The sequence below is a fragment of the Mesorhizobium sp. M4B.F.Ca.ET.017.02.2.1 genome (assembly GCF_003998955.1).
GTDB classification, from domain to species: Bacteria; Pseudomonadota; Alphaproteobacteria; order Rhizobiales; family Rhizobiaceae; genus Mesorhizobium; species Mesorhizobium abyssinicae.
Genome location: NZ_RZOF01000127.1, coordinates 1 through 15,173, shown reverse-complemented (window position 1 = coordinate 15,173; position 15,173 = coordinate 1). Strand labels below are relative to the sequence as shown.

Genomic DNA, 15,173 nt, shown 5'->3' with positions numbered 1-15,173 from the left:
CACCAGCGAGCCGCCGGCAAAATCGGCGGCGATGTGGGTCTGGTCGCCGAGCCATTGATTGGCCGAGACGGTGGCCGGCACGCCGTCCTTCGAGCGGCGCACCGCGTAGGGCCTGACGCCGATGACGACACGCTCGCGGGCGAGCAGCTGGTCGCGCACCGGGCCGCTGAAGGCATCCTTGTCGTAGTCGAGCGAGAGCCCGTCGGAGAGCTTCAGGCTGATCTTGCCGGCAGTCGTGCCGACAAAGGCCTCGAAGACATTCATCGGCGGCTCGCCGACGAAGGTGCCGGTGAACAGGTTCGCCGGCCGCCGCTTGATCATGTCGGGCGTGTCGAACTGCTGCAGCACGCCGCCTTCCATCACCGCGATGCGGTCGGCGAGCGCGTTGGCCTCGGTCTGGTCGTGGGTGACCAGGATCGCGGTCAGGCCGCGCTCCTTGATGAAGTGCTTGATGCGGCCACGCAGCACGGCGCGCAACTGCGGCTCGAGCTGCCCCATCGGCTCGTCGAGCAGATGCAGGTCCGCCTCGCGGATCAAGGCGCGGCCGAGGCTGGCGCGCTGCTGCTGGCCGCCGGAGATCGAGCTCGGATAGCGCTCGAGGATGTCCTCGATCTCGAGCAGCTTGGCGATGCTGGCGACCTTGGCGTCGACGTCGCTCTTCGAAAGCCTTGCCGCCTTGAGAGCGAAGGCCATGTTCTCGCGCACGGTGAGCGGCGGATAGAGCGAATAGCCCTCGAAGGCCATCGCCACGTTGCGCTTGACCGGCGCCAGCGTGTGCACCTTGCGGCCGGCGACGGCGATCTCGCCACGCGAAACCTCCTCGAAGCCGGCGATCATGCGCAGCGTCGAGGTCTTGCCGCAGCCCGACGAGCCGAGCAGCGCCACGATCTCGCCCCTGGCGATCTCCATCGTCAGCTGCTTCACCGCATGCACGCCGCGGTCGATCGGGCCGTAGAACTTGTCGACGCCGGAAATGGTGAGGGCGCTGGCGCTCATGCCGCTTCTCCGCTGCGCAAAGTGACGACCTTGTTGGCGCCGATGCGCTCGCCGCTGGCATGATCGAACAGCAGCGCGCTTTTGCCGTCGACGGCGACATGCGCCTTGCCCTCGGTCTGGCCCGGCGTTCCAGCAGGGCGCGAAACCAGGATTTCACGGCCGCGCACGGTGCGCACCAAGGTGACGATCTTTTCGTTGAGCGGCGTCTCGGCCTCGACGGTCACAGGAACGGCGCCGGGCGTGGCCTCACCGACGAAACTCAGCGCCTCGGGCCGCAGGCCGATAACGCAGTCGCGCCCGACCGCCGCCTCATAGGCGCCGGCGAGATGGACCTGTACGTTCGACAGGCCGACATAGATGCCCTTGGCGTCGCGCGCCGGCTTGACGTCGAGCAAATTGATGGTCGGGTCGCCGAACAGCCTGGCGATCTCGACATTGGCCGGCTCGCGATAGATCTGCTCGGGAGTGCCGAGCTGGCGGATGACGCCTTGCGACATCACCGCGATGCGGTTGCCGAGCGCCATCGCCTCCTTGTAGTCCTGGGTGACGTAGACGACGGTCGCGCCGCGATCATGCAGGAGCCGCGGCAGTTCAAGCCGCATCTCGAAGCGGAGTTTGGCGTCGACATTGCGCAAGGGATCGTCGAGCAGGAGAATCGGCGGCGAGCCGACCAACGCGCGAGCAAGCGCGGTGCGCTGCTTCTGGCCGTTGGACAGCGCGCGCGGCTTGTGGCTCAGCACATGGTCGATCTTGAGCAGCTTGGCGACGCTCTCGACGCCGGCCTTGATCGCGCCTTGCGAGGAGTGCCTGGCCTCCAGCGGCGTCGCGATGTTGTCGAAGGCGCTCATATGCGGGAACAGCGCGAAGTTCTGGAACGCCATGCCGACGCCGCGGAACTCGGCGTCGACATCGGTCATGTCCTCGCCGCCGATCAGGATCTTGCCCTCGTCGGGATCGATGACGCCGGCAACCATGCGCAGCAGCACCGTCTTGCCGGCGCCGGACGGGCCGAACAGCACCAGCGTCTCGCCGTCGGCGACGCTCAGCGACAGATTGTCGAGGACCGTCTGGCTCTTGTAGCGCTTGACGACATTTTTGAGTTCGAGGCTGGCCATCGGAACTACCCTTTCACGGCGCCGAGCGACAGGCCTTCGACGAGATAGCGCTGCGCGTATAGCGCCAGCGCCAGCGTCGGCGTGATCGACAGCACAATCGCGGCCGAGATCTGGCCATACTGAATGCCGGACGAGGTGATGAAGGCGAGCGCGCCGACCGTCACCGGCTGCTTGTCGGCGGAGGCGAGCACCAGCGCGAAGACGAAATTGTTCCAGGCGAAGATGAAGGCGAGCAGGCCGGCGGCGGCGATGCCCGGCCCGGCAAGCGGCAGCGCGATCTTGCGGAAGGTGGCGAACCAGGAATGGCCGCCGATGCGGTAGGCGTATTCGATGTCGGCCGGGATGTCCTCGAAATAGCCGCGCACGATCCACAGGATCAGCGGCAGGCAGATCAGCTGGTAGACCCAGATCAGGCCGATATAGGTGTTGGCGAGGCCGAGCTTCTGGAAATAGAGCGTGAGCGGCAGCAGCACCAGCAGCGCCGGCGCGAAGCGGAACGACAAGAGCGTGAAGGCGATGTCCTCCGAGCCGCGGAATTTGTGGCGGGCGAAGGCATAGGCGGCGGGCACGCCGAGCAGCAGCGAGACGGCAACCGAGGTCACCGACAGGAACACCGAGTTCCAGAGATTGCGCATGAAGGCGATGTCGAGCGTGCCGGCCGCGGTCACCAGCTTGCCGGTGATCAGCGCCGTGTAGTTGGCGAGCGTCGGCTCGAAGATCAGCTGCGGCGGGATGCGCAGGATGGTCTCGTTGGTCTGGAACGACATCATGAAGATCCAGGCGATCGGGAACATGAAGAAGATCACCACCAGCGTGAGCGCTGCGCCGCGCAGGATGCGTTCGAGAAGCGAGGTGTGTTCCATCCCTGCCTCCTATGCCTGGCCGCGGGCGCGTTCGCGCAGCCGGAGCCAGTTCTTGATGAAGATGTTGGAGAGGAAATAGGTGATCGCCCACAGGATGATCATCAGCGCCGCCGAGCGCCCGACATTGGTCGACTGGAAGAAGTTGAGATAGGCCTCGACCTGGAACACGGTCAGCGTGTCGCCGGGGCCGCCTTGAGTCATCGCGTAGATGATGTCGAACTGCTGGATGGAATCGAGCAGGCGAAACAGCGTCGCCGTCAGGATATAGGGCGTCAGCATCGGCAGGGTGATGCGGAAGAACACGAAGCTCCTCGGCACGCCGTCGAGCGCGGCCGCCTCGAAGGGCTGAGTCGGCAGGCTGCGCAGGCCGGCGAGCAGCAGGATCATGATGAAGGGCGTGTAGACCCAGATGTCGACCAGCACGACGGTGAGCAGCGCGGTCGACGGCGAGGACGCCCAACGGAAGTCCTGCAGGCCTATGAGGCTGGCAAGATAGCTCAGCACGCCGAAGCCGGGATTGGTCATCAGCTTCCACATCAGCGCGGCCAGCGCCGGCGCCGTCATCAGCGGCATCAACAGCATGATCGAGATGAAGTTGTTCAGCGTCGAGCGCTTCTGCAGGAGCATGGCGATGCCGAGGCCGAGCAGCAGTTCGAGCACCACGGTGATGCCGGCATAGAGCAGCGACACCTCGAGCGTGTTCCAGAACTTCGGGTCGGTGAAGAAGGAAATGTAGTTGTCGCCCCAGTTGAACTGCCTGGCCCATGGCTGGCTCAGCCTGTAGCGCTGGAAGGAATAGACCACCGAGGTCAGGAACGGGATCAGGATGCCGATGCAGACCAGGAGCGCCGGCAGGCTGAGGAGATAGGGCAGAACCCGCTTGCTGATCCTGAAGCCGGAGGGTCTGTGGACTGTCGTCGCCGCGGTCATCGCGCTCTTCCGTTATCCCGGTTGCTCCGCCCTGCCGGCCGCCCAAGGGAGCAAGGCGGCCGGTCGGGCGTTGGCGAAGCATACCGCTTCGCCTCGCGAGTGTCGTTGAGGGTCGCGGCTGGCCCGCGCTTGCGCGCCAGCCGCTGCCCGATATCAGCCGAGGCCGGCCTCCTTGAGCTGGCCGTTGATGCTCTCGGCCAGCTTGTCGAGGCCCTCGTCGATCGGCACTTCCTTGGCCACCATCTTCTGCAGCGTCGCGGCCCATTCGGTGGTGAGGTCGAAGAACAGCGGTTGCGCCGTGAACTTGATGCTGGCGCCGGGTGCCGAGGCGTCGAACATCTCGACATAGCCCGGATAGCTCTTGTTCAGCTTCTCACGGAACACCTCGTCCTTCCAGACCGACTGCCGGACCGGATTGACGAAGTCCATCTTGGTGGCGCCGAACAGGCAGTGATCGAGCCCGGAAGCCCACTGCATGAAGTACCAGGTGGCGTCCTTGTCCTTGGAGAAGTTTGACATCGACAGCGACCAGATCCAGATGTTGGGCGTCGGCGCCTTGGCGGCCGGATTGGCCTTGAAGCCGGCGAAGGCGAGCTGGCCGGCCATCTTGTTGGTGCCGCCATTCATGAAGTAGCCGAGGATGTCGGCGTCGAAGATCATCGCCGAGGCGCCGGCGCCGAGATCGGTGCCGACCTGGTACCAGGTGTAGGTCGACCAGTCCTTCGGACCGCTCTCCTGGATCATCTGCACCCATTGCTTGTGGAAGGCCTTGGATTCGGCGGTGTTCATGGCGGCGGACAGCTTGCCGTCGGCCGATACGTTGAGGTCCTTCTGGTCGAAATTGGCGTAGGCCGACAGGAACCCCGGATGGATCGTCGCCCAGGAGCGCGAGCCGCGCACGCCGATGCCGTAGACGCCGCCACCGACATCCTTGGTGAGCTTGGCGGCGGCCGCCACCATCTCGTCCATGCTGCCGGGAACCTTGACGCCGGCCTTGTCGAACATCGCCTTGTTGTAGGTGATGTTGTTCTGCTCGAAGCCCCATGGAATGCACCACTGCTTGGCGTCTTCCGAACCCAGCGCACCGCCCGGCTTGCCGTTCCAGGCGCAGGAGTTCTTGACGCCGGGCAGGAAGTCGTCCCAGGCATATTTCGGATTGGTCTTGGCCGGGTCCTTGATCCATTCGTTGAGGTCGGTGATCCAGCCGGCCGGACCATAGGTCCAGGTCATGTAGGCGCCGGTCATGAAGGCGTCGTATTCGGAGGAGCTCGCCGAGAGCGCGGCGGTGACCTTGTCGAAATAGACGTCCTCCGGGAACACGTCATAGACGACGTTCATGCCGGTCAGCTGCTTGAAATTGTCGAGGTCGGCGATCATCGCGTCGGCATAGGGGTGCTTGTTGAGCAAGAGCTTGATGGTCTTGCCCTTGTGCGCCTGCCAGTCGAAATCGGCGGCGAGCGCGCGGGTCTGGCCCATATTGAGCAGGACGCCGGCGGTGCTGGCGGCGAGGCCCATGGCGCCCAGCCCCCTGATCAGTCCACGGCGGTCGACTTGTCCACGCAGGAACGCGTCGATCAGGTCTTTTTCTTTCTCATGCATGTCCTCTTCTCCTCCACAGGGTAGTTTCAACCAAAGCGGTGCCGGCTACCCGACCGGCGTCTGTTCCACGAGCGATCGCGCCGTCCGCTCGTCGGTTATCAGGCCCTTGAGATAACGGCCCTCCAGCACTGACTTGATGGCGCGAACCTTCACCTTGCCGCCGGCGACGGCGACGATCCTGCGGTTGGCGATGTCCTCCCGCGCCAACGCCAGGGCACGGCTGGAAACCGTGGTCGCCACCGGCTTGCCGGCCTCGTCGAAGAAATGGCCGAGCAGTTCGCCGACGGCGCCGTTGCGGCGAGTCTCCTCCATCTCGGCCTTGTCGATCATGCCGGTGGCGACCAGCGAGGCCTCCTGCTCGGCGGTGCCTATGCCGGCCAGCAGCAGGTCGGCGGATTTCGCCAGATCGAAGACCTCGCTAATGCCCTTCTGGCCGAGCAGCACGGCACGATCCTCCACCGTGTTGGCGAACATCGGCACCGGCATGACATAGGCTTCGGCGCCGGTGCGCTCGGCGAGGCGATGGATCACGTCGTGCGGGTTGGCCGAGAACTTGCGCGTCAGGCCGCCGAGCAGCGAGACGAAGCGGATGCCGTCGGCCGAAATGCGCGGCAGGTACTCCACGCAAGCGGCGAGCGTGCGGCCGTGGCCGACGCCGATCAGCTTGTCCTCGCCGCGCTCGATCTCGCGCTTGAGGAATTGCGCGCCGGCAATGCCAAGCGCCTTGAGCGGCAGGTCTTCCGGATCGAAGTCCGGCACCACTTCGCAATAGTCGAGCCCGTAGCGGCCGGACAGCTCGTCCTCGAGCGCCACGCATTCGGAGATCTCGCCGTCGATATAGACCTTAACCAGCCCTTCCTGGTTGGCCTTGGTGATGAGGCGATGCGCCTTGAGGCTGGTGAGGCCGAGCCGCTTGGCGACCTCGGCCTGGGTCAGACCGCCGGCATAGTGAAGCCAGGCGGCGCGGGCGGCCATGCTGGTCTCGTCGTCGCGCAGGAGGCCATTGCCGAACCCAACCATTTCCGCCCTTTTGATATTTTTATCAGTTGCTGCAAAATTTTTCACAAGGCTTCGCCGGAGTCAAGCGGCGCGTGTCTCAAAATCGTGCGCGGGGTGTGACAGACGGCGCCAGTGCTCCTGGCCCGCCAAGGAACCTTCAGCCCGCCAACGAGGTTGAAGTCGTTGGGAACAAGGAGCGCGGCTCGCCCGCGCCTCGTGGAACGATGTTCGAGCCGCTTTGCTGCGACATGCCGCTTCATCCGGGCTGGCCAGACCTGCTGGCGAGGCTTCTGCTGACGCTGCTGGCGGGGTTCCTGATCGGTCTGAACAGGGAGGCACGCGGCCACACCGCCGGGCTTCGCACGACGATCCTGGTCGGCCTTGCCGCCGCCATCGCCATGATCCAGGCCAACATGCTGCTCGATGTCGCCGGCAAGGGCACGGACTCTTTCGTGCGCATGGACGTGCTGCGTTTTCCGCTGGGCGTGCTCACCGGTGTCGGCTTCATCGGCGGCGGCGCCATCCTGCGGCGCGGCGATCTCGTGACAGGCGTGACCACCGCCGCCACGATGTGGATCGTGACCATGATCGGGCTGGCCTTCGGCGGCGGCCAGTTCGGCCTTGGCGCGATCGCGACGGTGCTGACGCTGGTGACGCTGCAGGCGCTGAAATGGGTCGATCTCAGGATCCCGCGCGACCACCATGCGATCCTGGCGGTCTCGTGGCCGAAAGGCTCGCCGCCGGATCTGCGGGAAATGGTTCGTCCACTCGGCTATGACGCGCGCTTTGTCGGCATGGAACATGACGCCGGCCGTGACCGCTTCGTCCACACCTTCAATCTCGGATGGAAGCAGCCCGATGCGGTCGAACCGTCGATGGAAATCCTGGCCGCGGTCGGCCAGCACTGCGAAGTCGAGCGCTTCGAGCTGATCAGCGAGAAAGCAGGCTGATCATCGTTGAAGGCGGCGGCAGGCTTACTCGGCTGTCTTGGCTGCTTCGGTGTCGGCCCGGATCAGCTTGATGTCCGCCCCTGCCGCCCAGGCGCCGATGTCTTCCCGACGCAGCGCCGCCGCCATCATGTCCGGGAAATGGTCAGGGGTGCAGGCGAAAACCGGGATGCCGAGCGATGCGACCGATCCCGCCATTGCGGGATCATAGCCGGGACGGCCCTGATCGGTCAGCGCCAGTAGCACGACGACATTGACGCCCGACCGGACCAGCGCAGCCAACCGCTGCAGAAGCTCCTGGCCGTTGCCGCCCTCGTAGAGGTCGGTGATCAAGATGAAATGCGCCTTGGTCGGCCGCTCGATCCGCTCGGCGCAATAGGCGACGGCCTGGTTGATGTCGGTGCCGCCGCCGAGCTGGACGCCGAACAGCACTTCGACCGGATCGCTGAGTTCCTCCGTCAGGTCGACGATCGCGGTGTCGAAGCAGACGAGCTTGGTGCGCACCACCGGCAACGAGGCCATCACCGCGGCGAAGATCGAGGCGTAGATGACCGAGCTTGCCATCGAGCCCGACTGGTCGACGCAGAGCGTCACCTCGTCGAGGTCGACCAGCCGGCGCTGGCGCCGCATGAAGCCGACCAGTCTTTCCGGCACGACGGTCTTGTGGTCCGGCTGGTAGTGGCGGAGGTTTGCCGTAATGGTGCGCGGCCAGTCGATGTCGCGCTGCCGCGGCCGGTTGGTGCGCCGCGACCGGTCGAGCGCGCCGCGTATCGCCTCGGCGGTCTTCTGCTCGAGGCGCTGCATCAGCTTGGCGACAATGTCGGAGATGATCGCGCGGGCGATGTCCTTGGTCTTGTCCGGCATCGCCGAGCGCAGCGAGACCAGGTCGGCTACGAGATTGACGTCCGCCTCGATCGCCTTGAGGAACTCCGGCTCCATCAGCATTTGTTTCAGGTTCAGCCGCTCGAAGGCGTCCTTCTGCACGACCTGGACGACCTGCTCGGGAAAGAACGAGCGGATATCCCCCATCCATTGCGCGACGCGCGGCGCCGAGCGGCCGAGCCCGCCGCGCCGCTTGCGCGGATCGCCGGCCGTCTCGCCGCTGCCGTCGCCATAAAGCGCATCGAGCGCCGCCGAAAGCCGCCGGTCTTCCGCCGACAGTGCCGACGACGTTTCATCGTCGGCGCCGATCGCCAGCCGCCAGCGGCGCTCGCGCTGATCTTCGCTTGGGTCCGGCACGATCGCTTCATCATCCATGGCCGGGCTCCCCCGCGAGCAGCCTGCCCAGGAGAGCAAAATGCCGGCGCCAGGCTTCGCCGCCATCAGGCGCCGGCGTCAGCCCGGCGGGCAGGCTGGCCCTGCGGCCGAGCACGGCCTCGATCAAACGCCGGCGCTCCATGCTGTCGAGGTTGGAGAAGACCCGGCGCAGCAAGGGCAGATGGGAGACGAAGGCCTCTTCGTCGAGTGAGGCAAGCCATGCATCGACGGCGCCGCGCAGACCCTCGTCATAGATCAGGCTTTGACCGGCGCCGCTGAAGAAGCCCTCGAAGAAGGCTGCCGCTTCGATGACCGGCGTCCCCGGCGACAGGCGCTTTGCCAAAAGGTCGGCCGCGTCCTCGGCGGAAAGCCGCCCGGCCTCGTAGAGCAGATGCGCCGCGGAACCGGCGACGAGCGCCGTCGATCGCGACGACTCGAGCACGGCCGCGAGGCCGTTGCGCCAGGCATCCACGACATCCGCGCCCGGCTCCACCAGCCTGATCGCCTCGTCGGCCTTGCGCAGCGCGCCCATCAGCGCCGCGGCCGCCTGCGCATCAAGATCGCGTGCGGCGTAGGGCAGCGCGATCGAGCCCTCGACGATCAGCCGTTCCAAGAGGCCGGCAAGACGTTCGGTCTCGGTCTTGCGTGCCTCGCCATAGCGGATGATGTCGGCCAGCGGCGGCACCGAGGCCAGCAGCTCCAGGCACTCGCTGCTGTGCGCCGCCTTTTCCTCCAGCGCGACGAGGCCGGCGGCGGAGGCTTCACTGAGAGCCGCCGTGATGGCGCTCTGGACCAGCGTGGCAAGGGTGTCGAGCGTCGCGGCGGCACTGATCATCTGGACCAGGCGGCCGTTGGCGGCCTTTTCAATGGTCGGGCCATAGACCAGGTTCTCGACCAGGCGGACGGCATATTCCGGCTGCCAGGCCAGCACCCACCGCTCGCGGAAGGTGCCGCGGCTGCGCCCGGTGTCGGTCAGCTTGCCCCAGCTCACGCTAAGCACGTTCAGCCGGTGCAGCAGCGTCGACCGAAACAGCCCGCTCTCGCTGCGCAGGTCGATGGAGAGTTCCCGCTCCAAGGCCTCGGGCTTCAGCCGCGCCGCTTTCTGGTTGCGCTGAAGGTCGTCGATCAGCGGCGCCAGCGGTGTGTCCGGCGGAATCTCACCGACATCGGCGCCGAGCAGCAGTTCGGCCTCGACCATCTTCCACAGCAGGGCCTCGCCGTTGAACAGGGCCGAAATCGAAGCGTCGCGCAGTTCCTCGAAACCCGGCTTCGGCCGTTCGCGGATGGCGGCGAGCGTACGCGCCAGCCGCTCAGCCTCGATCAGCGATGCGGTCGAGATCATGTGGCCTTTCGCCCTGAGAACCGATGCGATCCGCGCCAGCCACAGGATGGAAGAGTCGCCCTGCCCGCGCGTCTGCCACAGATGCTTGCACCAGCCAGGCGCGACGACGCCGGCGCCGTAGCCATAGCCGAGCGCCAGGCGCGGCCCCGTCCATGGCGCGAAGGTCATCATCGTCTTGCGGCGGGCCATTCCCTTGAGCAGCGCCTGGTCGCTCTTTTGCGTATGGGCAGCCCGCAGGGCCGGCACATGCCAGGCGCCACAGACGACCGCCAGCGGCCCATCGAACTCTTTTCGCGCGGCGGCGATTTCCAGGCGCATGTGCGCCTCGCGCATCGCCTCGAACTTGCCGATCGCCCCCTCGCCATCGCGCAGCGTCGTCATCGCGTCGGCGATGGCCGCGAAGATCGGCCCCGGCGCGGGATTCTGCTCGATGATGTCGGACCACCAGCTTTCGCCATCCTCGTAGCCGGCGGCGCGCGCCAGGGTGCCGATCGGATCCTGGATGCGCGTCGCTTCCTCGCCTTGCTCTTCGACGGGTTCCGCTTCGGCGGCATCGGTGTCGGCCGGACTTTCTGGCGCCTTCTCGGCCAACCGCGCTGGGGACGGCAGGTCGATGAAGCGCAGCGTCGCCTTGTTGGCGACGGCCCACAGCGCCGCCTGATATTCGGGCGAGAATTCGGCGAAGGGCCAGAAGCTGGTCGCAGCCGGATCGTCCTCGGGATAGCAGAGCAGCGCCACCGGCGGCTTCATCTCGGGGCTGGCGAGCAGCGGCAACAGCGGCGAGGCATCGACCGGCCCCTCGATCAGCACCGCGACCGGCTGCAATTCCTGCAACGCCTTGACCAGGCTCTCGGCAGAGCCCGGACCGTGGTGGCGTATGCCGAAATAGCTGATGCCGTCCTCAGTCATGGCTCAGATGGCCGCGTTGAGCGCCGCGTAGTAGCCGGCATAGTCCGGCCGCTTCTTCAGCACGGTCTCCAGATATTCCTCGAGCACCACCTTGTCCTGAACAGGATCCTTGACGATGGCGCCGACCAGGCTTGGCGCCAGGCCTTCGGCGTGAAGCTTGCCGCCGTCGAACCAGGCCGCCTGGCTGAGGCCGCTGACCATCGTGGCGATCGCCTCGGCGGTGGAGAGCGAGCCCGACGGCGTCTTCAGCGTCACCTTGCCGTCGGCGGTCGCGCCGGAGCGCAACTCGCGGAAGATGGTGAGCACCCGCGCGATCTCCTCGCCGACATTTTTCGGCACCGGCAGGTCCAGCCCGCCGGCCATCTCGCCGACGCGTCGGGAGACGATCGAGACCTCTTCCGCCATGTCCTCGGGCAGAGGCAGCACCACGACGTTGAAGCGACGCTTCAGCGCCGATGAGAGTTCGTTGACGCCCTTGTCGCGATTGTTGGCGGTGGCGATGATGTTGAAGCCGCGCTGGGCGTAGATCGAGGTGTTCAATTCCGGCACCGGCATCATCTTTTCCGACAGCACGGTAATCAGCGTGTCCTGCACGTCGGAGCCCATGCGCGTCAGCTCTTCCAGGCGGCAGAGCTTGCCCTCCTGCATAGCGCGGTAGAGCGGCGTCGGCACCAGCGCCTCCTGGCTCGGGCCCTTGGCCAGCAACTGGGCATAGTTCCAGCCATAGCGGATCTGGTTCTCGTCGGTGCCGGCGGTGCACTGCACGATCAGCGTCGAGTTTCCCATGATGGCGCCGGCAAGATGTTCCGAGACCCAGGATTTCGCCGTTCCCGGCACGCCAAGCAGCAGCAACGCCCGGTCGGTGGCAAGCGTCGCGATAGCGGTTTCCATCAATTGGCGGCGGCCGACATATTTCGGCGAAATCACGGTGCCGTCGCTAGCCTTGCCGCCCATCAGGTAGGTGAGCACAGCTTTCGGCGACAAGCTCCAGCCGGCGGGCTTCTGGCGGTCGTCGCCCAGCGCGAGCGCCTGCAGTTCGGCGGCATAGACCTGTTCGGCCGGAAGGCGGATGGCTGCGTTCATGCGATCATCTCCGGGTTGGTCATCTGTCGGATTGGGAACGATTTTCGGCCAGCGCCGCGTTGAGCCGCAGCAGGCCGAGCGATGGCGATGCCGGCGACAGGCCGGCGGCGACGACCTCGGCGATTAGTTTCTCCGCCGTCGCCGCCGTGGCGAGAAAGCCTATGGCCTCGAGATACTGTTCGGCGCTTCGTTTCATGACGTCGTTGTCACCCGAGACGGCGGAGCGCAGCGCCGAAAGCGTCTTGCCGTTTGCGAGGTCGCCCCATTCCAGCCAGCCTGCCTCCGCGCCTTCGACCAGGTTGAGCGCGTGCAGATTCTGCGCGTCCTTCAGGATCTGCCTGATCAGGAGACGCTTCCTGCCGCTGTCCAAACGCAACATGAGCTGGAGGGCGAGAAGCGGAAGCTTGCCGCCTTCGGCGACAAGCCTATCCGCCAAACAGGCCACCGCCGCATCGCTGCCGGACACCGAGACCATTAGAACGAGAAAACGATCGGCATTGTCATCGACGCCGAACTGCCATGCGCTGATGAAATCAGGCTCTGTCTTGCCGAAGCGAGCAACAAGATCGCCGAAGTAGCAGGAAGCGAACAAGTCGGCGCGACGGGCCTGTTGCGCAGGCGATTTGAGTTTCATCGGTGCGTAGGTGGTGCGGCGGCGAATGAAGCCGGATTTGCCTTCCTCGATGAAGGCAGCGAGCTCGGCTGTCGGATCTTCCGACCCGCCATCAGCCGGATTGCCATGCTCCCCCAGCCTTGCCAGCAGCCGGCCGGCCATTTCGCGCACCTTGCCGGAGCGATCGGCGGACAGGCTCTTCAGGAACGGCACGTCGTCGGCACCCAGGCCGAAACGCATGAGTTCGACCAGCGCCAGCCTGACCTCCGCCGGCTCGCTGGCCCCCTTGGTCTCGATAAGCGTCCGCGCCAGAGCAGGCGTGGTGCGCCGCAAATCGACCAGCGCGGTACGGCGCGCCGCTGGATAGAAGTCATCCCAGGTCTCCGCTGTCAGCTGCTCGCGCCGGGACTGTTTCTCGCCATCCGCGCCTGCCTGCCAGTCGGCCCAGGGGGCATAGACCTCGGGACTTTCCTGATCCGACGCGGGGGGCATCCAATCCATCGGATGCAGCACGAAGCCTCGGCTGGCGACGAGCGTGGCGACGCGGGCCTTGAGCCTCGCATCGGCCGCATATTTCAATGCGGCGCGCAGCAACGGCCGCAGCCGTTCCGGGAGCATCGGCATGGCCAGCGCCGGCAACGGCGGGCGCCGCTTCAGGGTTTTCGGCGCCGTCGGGCGAAGCGCGACATCGAGCGCCTGCGCGGCAATCGCCAACAGGCGCCGCTCCTGCTCGTCCGGGCTGGCCGCTGCCGCGACGTCCTTCCATTCTGCAGGGGCAAGTTCGAAAGCGGCGCCGCCGGAAATCCAGCCGTCACGCAATCTCGCCAGCCCTGCCTGCTCGGGCTCGTTCACGACAGATCGAGCCTCCCCATATTGCTCTGCGACGCCAGCAGCTCCAGCCTGGCGCCGTTCCAGAGCGCAGCAGTCGCTGCAAGCTCGATGCCGAGCAAGGGCTGGTTGACCGAGCCCTCGACAGGCAGGGCAATGCCGTGCGGATCGCTCGCCGCCTGCCACCAGGCGCCGTCCTTCTCGTCCAGCGCGATCGCGCCGGCCGGCAGGATGACGGGGCAGTCGGAGAGCCAAGGCGCACCGTCCTGGACGGCGGCATAGGCGGCAAGCGGATCGCCGGCGTCCGAGGCGAAGGCTGGCCATGCACCGGGCGCCGCATCGCCGAGCCGCTCCGCGACCAGCGCCCGCAGCGGAGTGCGCGATGGATAGAATACCAGCCTGGCCTTGAAGCGATTACCCGGCGCGAAGGCGCCGGAGCGCCGCCCGGCGGAGGCCGGGAAGAAGTCAAGCAGGACGGCAAAGCGCGGCGCCGGGCTCTTCAGATCGAGCAGCCAGGTCGCGTGGCTGACGAGGCCGTCGCGTCGGGTCTCGATCTTTTCTCCCAGCACCTCCCAGTCACTCTCGACCTGGACGGCATCGGGGTTGGCGAGGACCTGCTCGCGCGTCTCAGATGTCGACACAAGTCGTCTAAGCTCGGGATCATCGGGCGTGGCGCGCCAAGCCTTGGCGAGCAGCACCAGCTTGCCCAGCTCGCGGATCGCGGCATCCGGCTTCTCCTCGCCGCGCAGCGCCATCAGCCGCGCCGGCAACTCGTCGATGCGGCCGGCAAGCGCGGTCGCCTTGAGGTCGACAAGCCGGGCTGCAATGCGGCGGCAGCGCTCGCTGCAGGCATCGACGAACCCGGCAAGGCCGAGCCGGAGCTGGTCGGCAATCCATTGATCGAGCTCGTCCAACGCCGCCGAGACCGCGCTTCGCGTATCCTCTGCCCGCTTGCGCTGTGCCGCCTCGCGGCGTTCGGCGGCCGCGGCATCCTCGACCGGAGCGCTCTCGTCCGGTCGCGATGCCTCGTCGATGCTTTTGCCTTCCGAGCCGGCTGCTGGTTGCGTCGGCTGCTGCCCGGTCTTGCGGCGGCGTCCGAGCCAGTCATTCACCCATTCCGGCGTCTGATCGACGCGATCGAAGCTGGCCGGCGCGGTGGCGCCGATCCACATCAGCCCCAATATGTGCTTGCACGGGAATTTTCGCGATGGACAGGTGCATTTGTAGCCATGGTCGCCGGTGTCGAACGCGACACGATAGGGATTCGATCCCGAGCCCTGGCATTCCCCCCAAATGAGCCCCAGATGCTCATTCATCTCCAGGCGCGGCCAGTTCGAGCGCTTGGTCAGCTTGGAGGCGGCGCTGAGCGAGGCCTGGTCAGGGGCAAGCGCTTCAATGGTTTTCAGGTCCAGTTGCAAGCCCGCGCCTCTCATGACCCCGAAGCATGATACCGCGACGATAGATAGCCGTTTGCGGCGCGCTGGTGTAGCTCCAACTGCCGCAAAGTTTTACCCGCGACCAACGTGGTGAACGGGAAATTTCAGATCACGTCACACCGCCCTGTTCTGCGTCGGCGCGCGGCCGCCGCCGTCGGCGACCAGCACCGCGCCGGTGACGAAGGACGCTTCGTCGGAGGCGAGGAACAGGCAGCAGGAGGCGATCTCTTCGGGCTCGGCGACGCGGCGCAGCGCG

General features: G+C 66.2%; 13 protein-coding genes. 1 reads left to right on the top strand and 12 read right to left on the bottom strand.

Features of this window, described 5'->3' with window-relative positions:
• The 6 genes from EN738_RS16985 to EN738_RS16960 all read right to left on the bottom strand — a co-directional run.
• On the bottom strand, window positions 1-996 hold a 996-nt coding region (locus tag EN738_RS16985; RefSeq protein ID WP_145966864.1), incomplete at its 3' end, for an ABC transporter ATP-binding protein.
• Window positions 993-2,111, bottom strand: coding sequence for an ABC transporter ATP-binding protein (locus EN738_RS16980; RefSeq protein ID WP_127284686.1), 1,119 nt, complete (start codon window positions 2,109-2,111; stop codon window positions 993-995). The genes EN738_RS16985 and EN738_RS16980, both read right to left, overlap by 4 nt.
• Before the next feature lie 5 nt (window positions 2,112-2,116).
• A complete protein-coding gene (locus EN738_RS16975; protein ID WP_127284685.1) occupies window positions 2,117-2,974 on the bottom strand; it encodes a carbohydrate ABC transporter permease in 858 nt (285 codons plus the stop codon).
• A gap of 9 nt (window positions 2,975-2,983) precedes the next feature.
• Window positions 2,984-3,904, bottom strand: a complete 921-nt coding sequence (locus tag EN738_RS16970) for a sugar ABC transporter permease (protein WP_126056079.1) — start codon at window positions 3,902-3,904, stop codon at window positions 2,984-2,986.
• A gap of 153 nt (window positions 3,905-4,057) precedes the next feature.
• Window positions 4,058-5,503 carry an extracellular solute-binding protein gene (locus tag EN738_RS16965; protein WP_127284684.1) on the bottom strand — a complete coding sequence of 482 codons (1,446 nt, stop codon included), beginning with the start codon at window positions 5,501-5,503 and terminating at the stop codon, window positions 4,058-4,060.
• A 45-nt stretch (window positions 5,504-5,548) separates the two neighbouring features.
• Window positions 5,549-6,523 carry a sugar-binding transcriptional regulator gene (locus EN738_RS16960; protein ID WP_127284683.1) on the bottom strand — a complete coding sequence of 325 codons (975 nt, stop codon included), beginning with the start codon at window positions 6,521-6,523 and terminating at the stop codon, window positions 5,549-5,551.
• A gap of 203 nt (window positions 6,524-6,726) precedes the next feature.
• On the opposite strand from EN738_RS16960, the gene EN738_RS16955 reads away from it, so the two are divergent.
• Entirely contained in the window at window positions 6,727-7,452 is a 726-nt protein-coding gene (locus EN738_RS16955; RefSeq protein ID WP_127284682.1) for an MgtC/SapB family protein, read from the top strand.
• Between the two features lie 24 nt (window positions 7,453-7,476).
• Here EN738_RS16955 and EN738_RS16950 read toward each other — a convergent pair whose 3' ends face one another.
• The 6 genes from EN738_RS16950 to EN738_RS16925 all read right to left on the bottom strand — a co-directional run.
• On the bottom strand, window positions 7,477-8,706 hold the full coding sequence (locus EN738_RS16950) for a VWA domain-containing protein (RefSeq protein WP_127284681.1): 1,230 nt from the start codon (window positions 8,704-8,706) through the stop codon (window positions 7,477-7,479).
• Window positions 8,699-10,957 (bottom strand): DUF5682 family protein, encoded by a 2,259-nt coding sequence (locus EN738_RS16945; protein WP_127284680.1) that lies wholly within the window; start codon window positions 10,955-10,957, stop codon window positions 8,699-8,701. Before EN738_RS16945 ends, EN738_RS16950 begins: the two co-directional genes overlap by 8 nt.
• Before the next feature lie 3 nt (window positions 10,958-10,960).
• The gene (locus EN738_RS16940; protein ID WP_127284679.1) at window positions 10,961-12,040 is read right to left on the bottom strand and encodes an AAA family ATPase; all 1,080 of its coding nucleotides are present in this window, start codon (window positions 12,038-12,040) and stop codon (window positions 10,961-10,963) included.
• Between the two features lie 19 nt (window positions 12,041-12,059).
• Window positions 12,060-13,505, bottom strand: coding sequence for a DUF5691 domain-containing protein (locus EN738_RS16935; RefSeq protein ID WP_127284678.1), 1,446 nt, complete (start codon window positions 13,503-13,505; stop codon window positions 12,060-12,062).
• A complete protein-coding gene (locus EN738_RS16930) occupies window positions 13,502-14,899 on the bottom strand; it encodes an SWIM zinc finger family protein (RefSeq protein ID WP_127284677.1) in 1,398 nt (465 codons plus the stop codon). The genes EN738_RS16935 and EN738_RS16930 overlap by 4 nt, the downstream gene beginning before the upstream one ends.
• A gap of 132 nt (window positions 14,900-15,031) precedes the next feature.
• The coding region (locus EN738_RS16925; RefSeq protein WP_127284676.1) for an SDR family oxidoreductase at window positions 15,032-15,173 on the bottom strand (142 nt) is incomplete at its 5' end.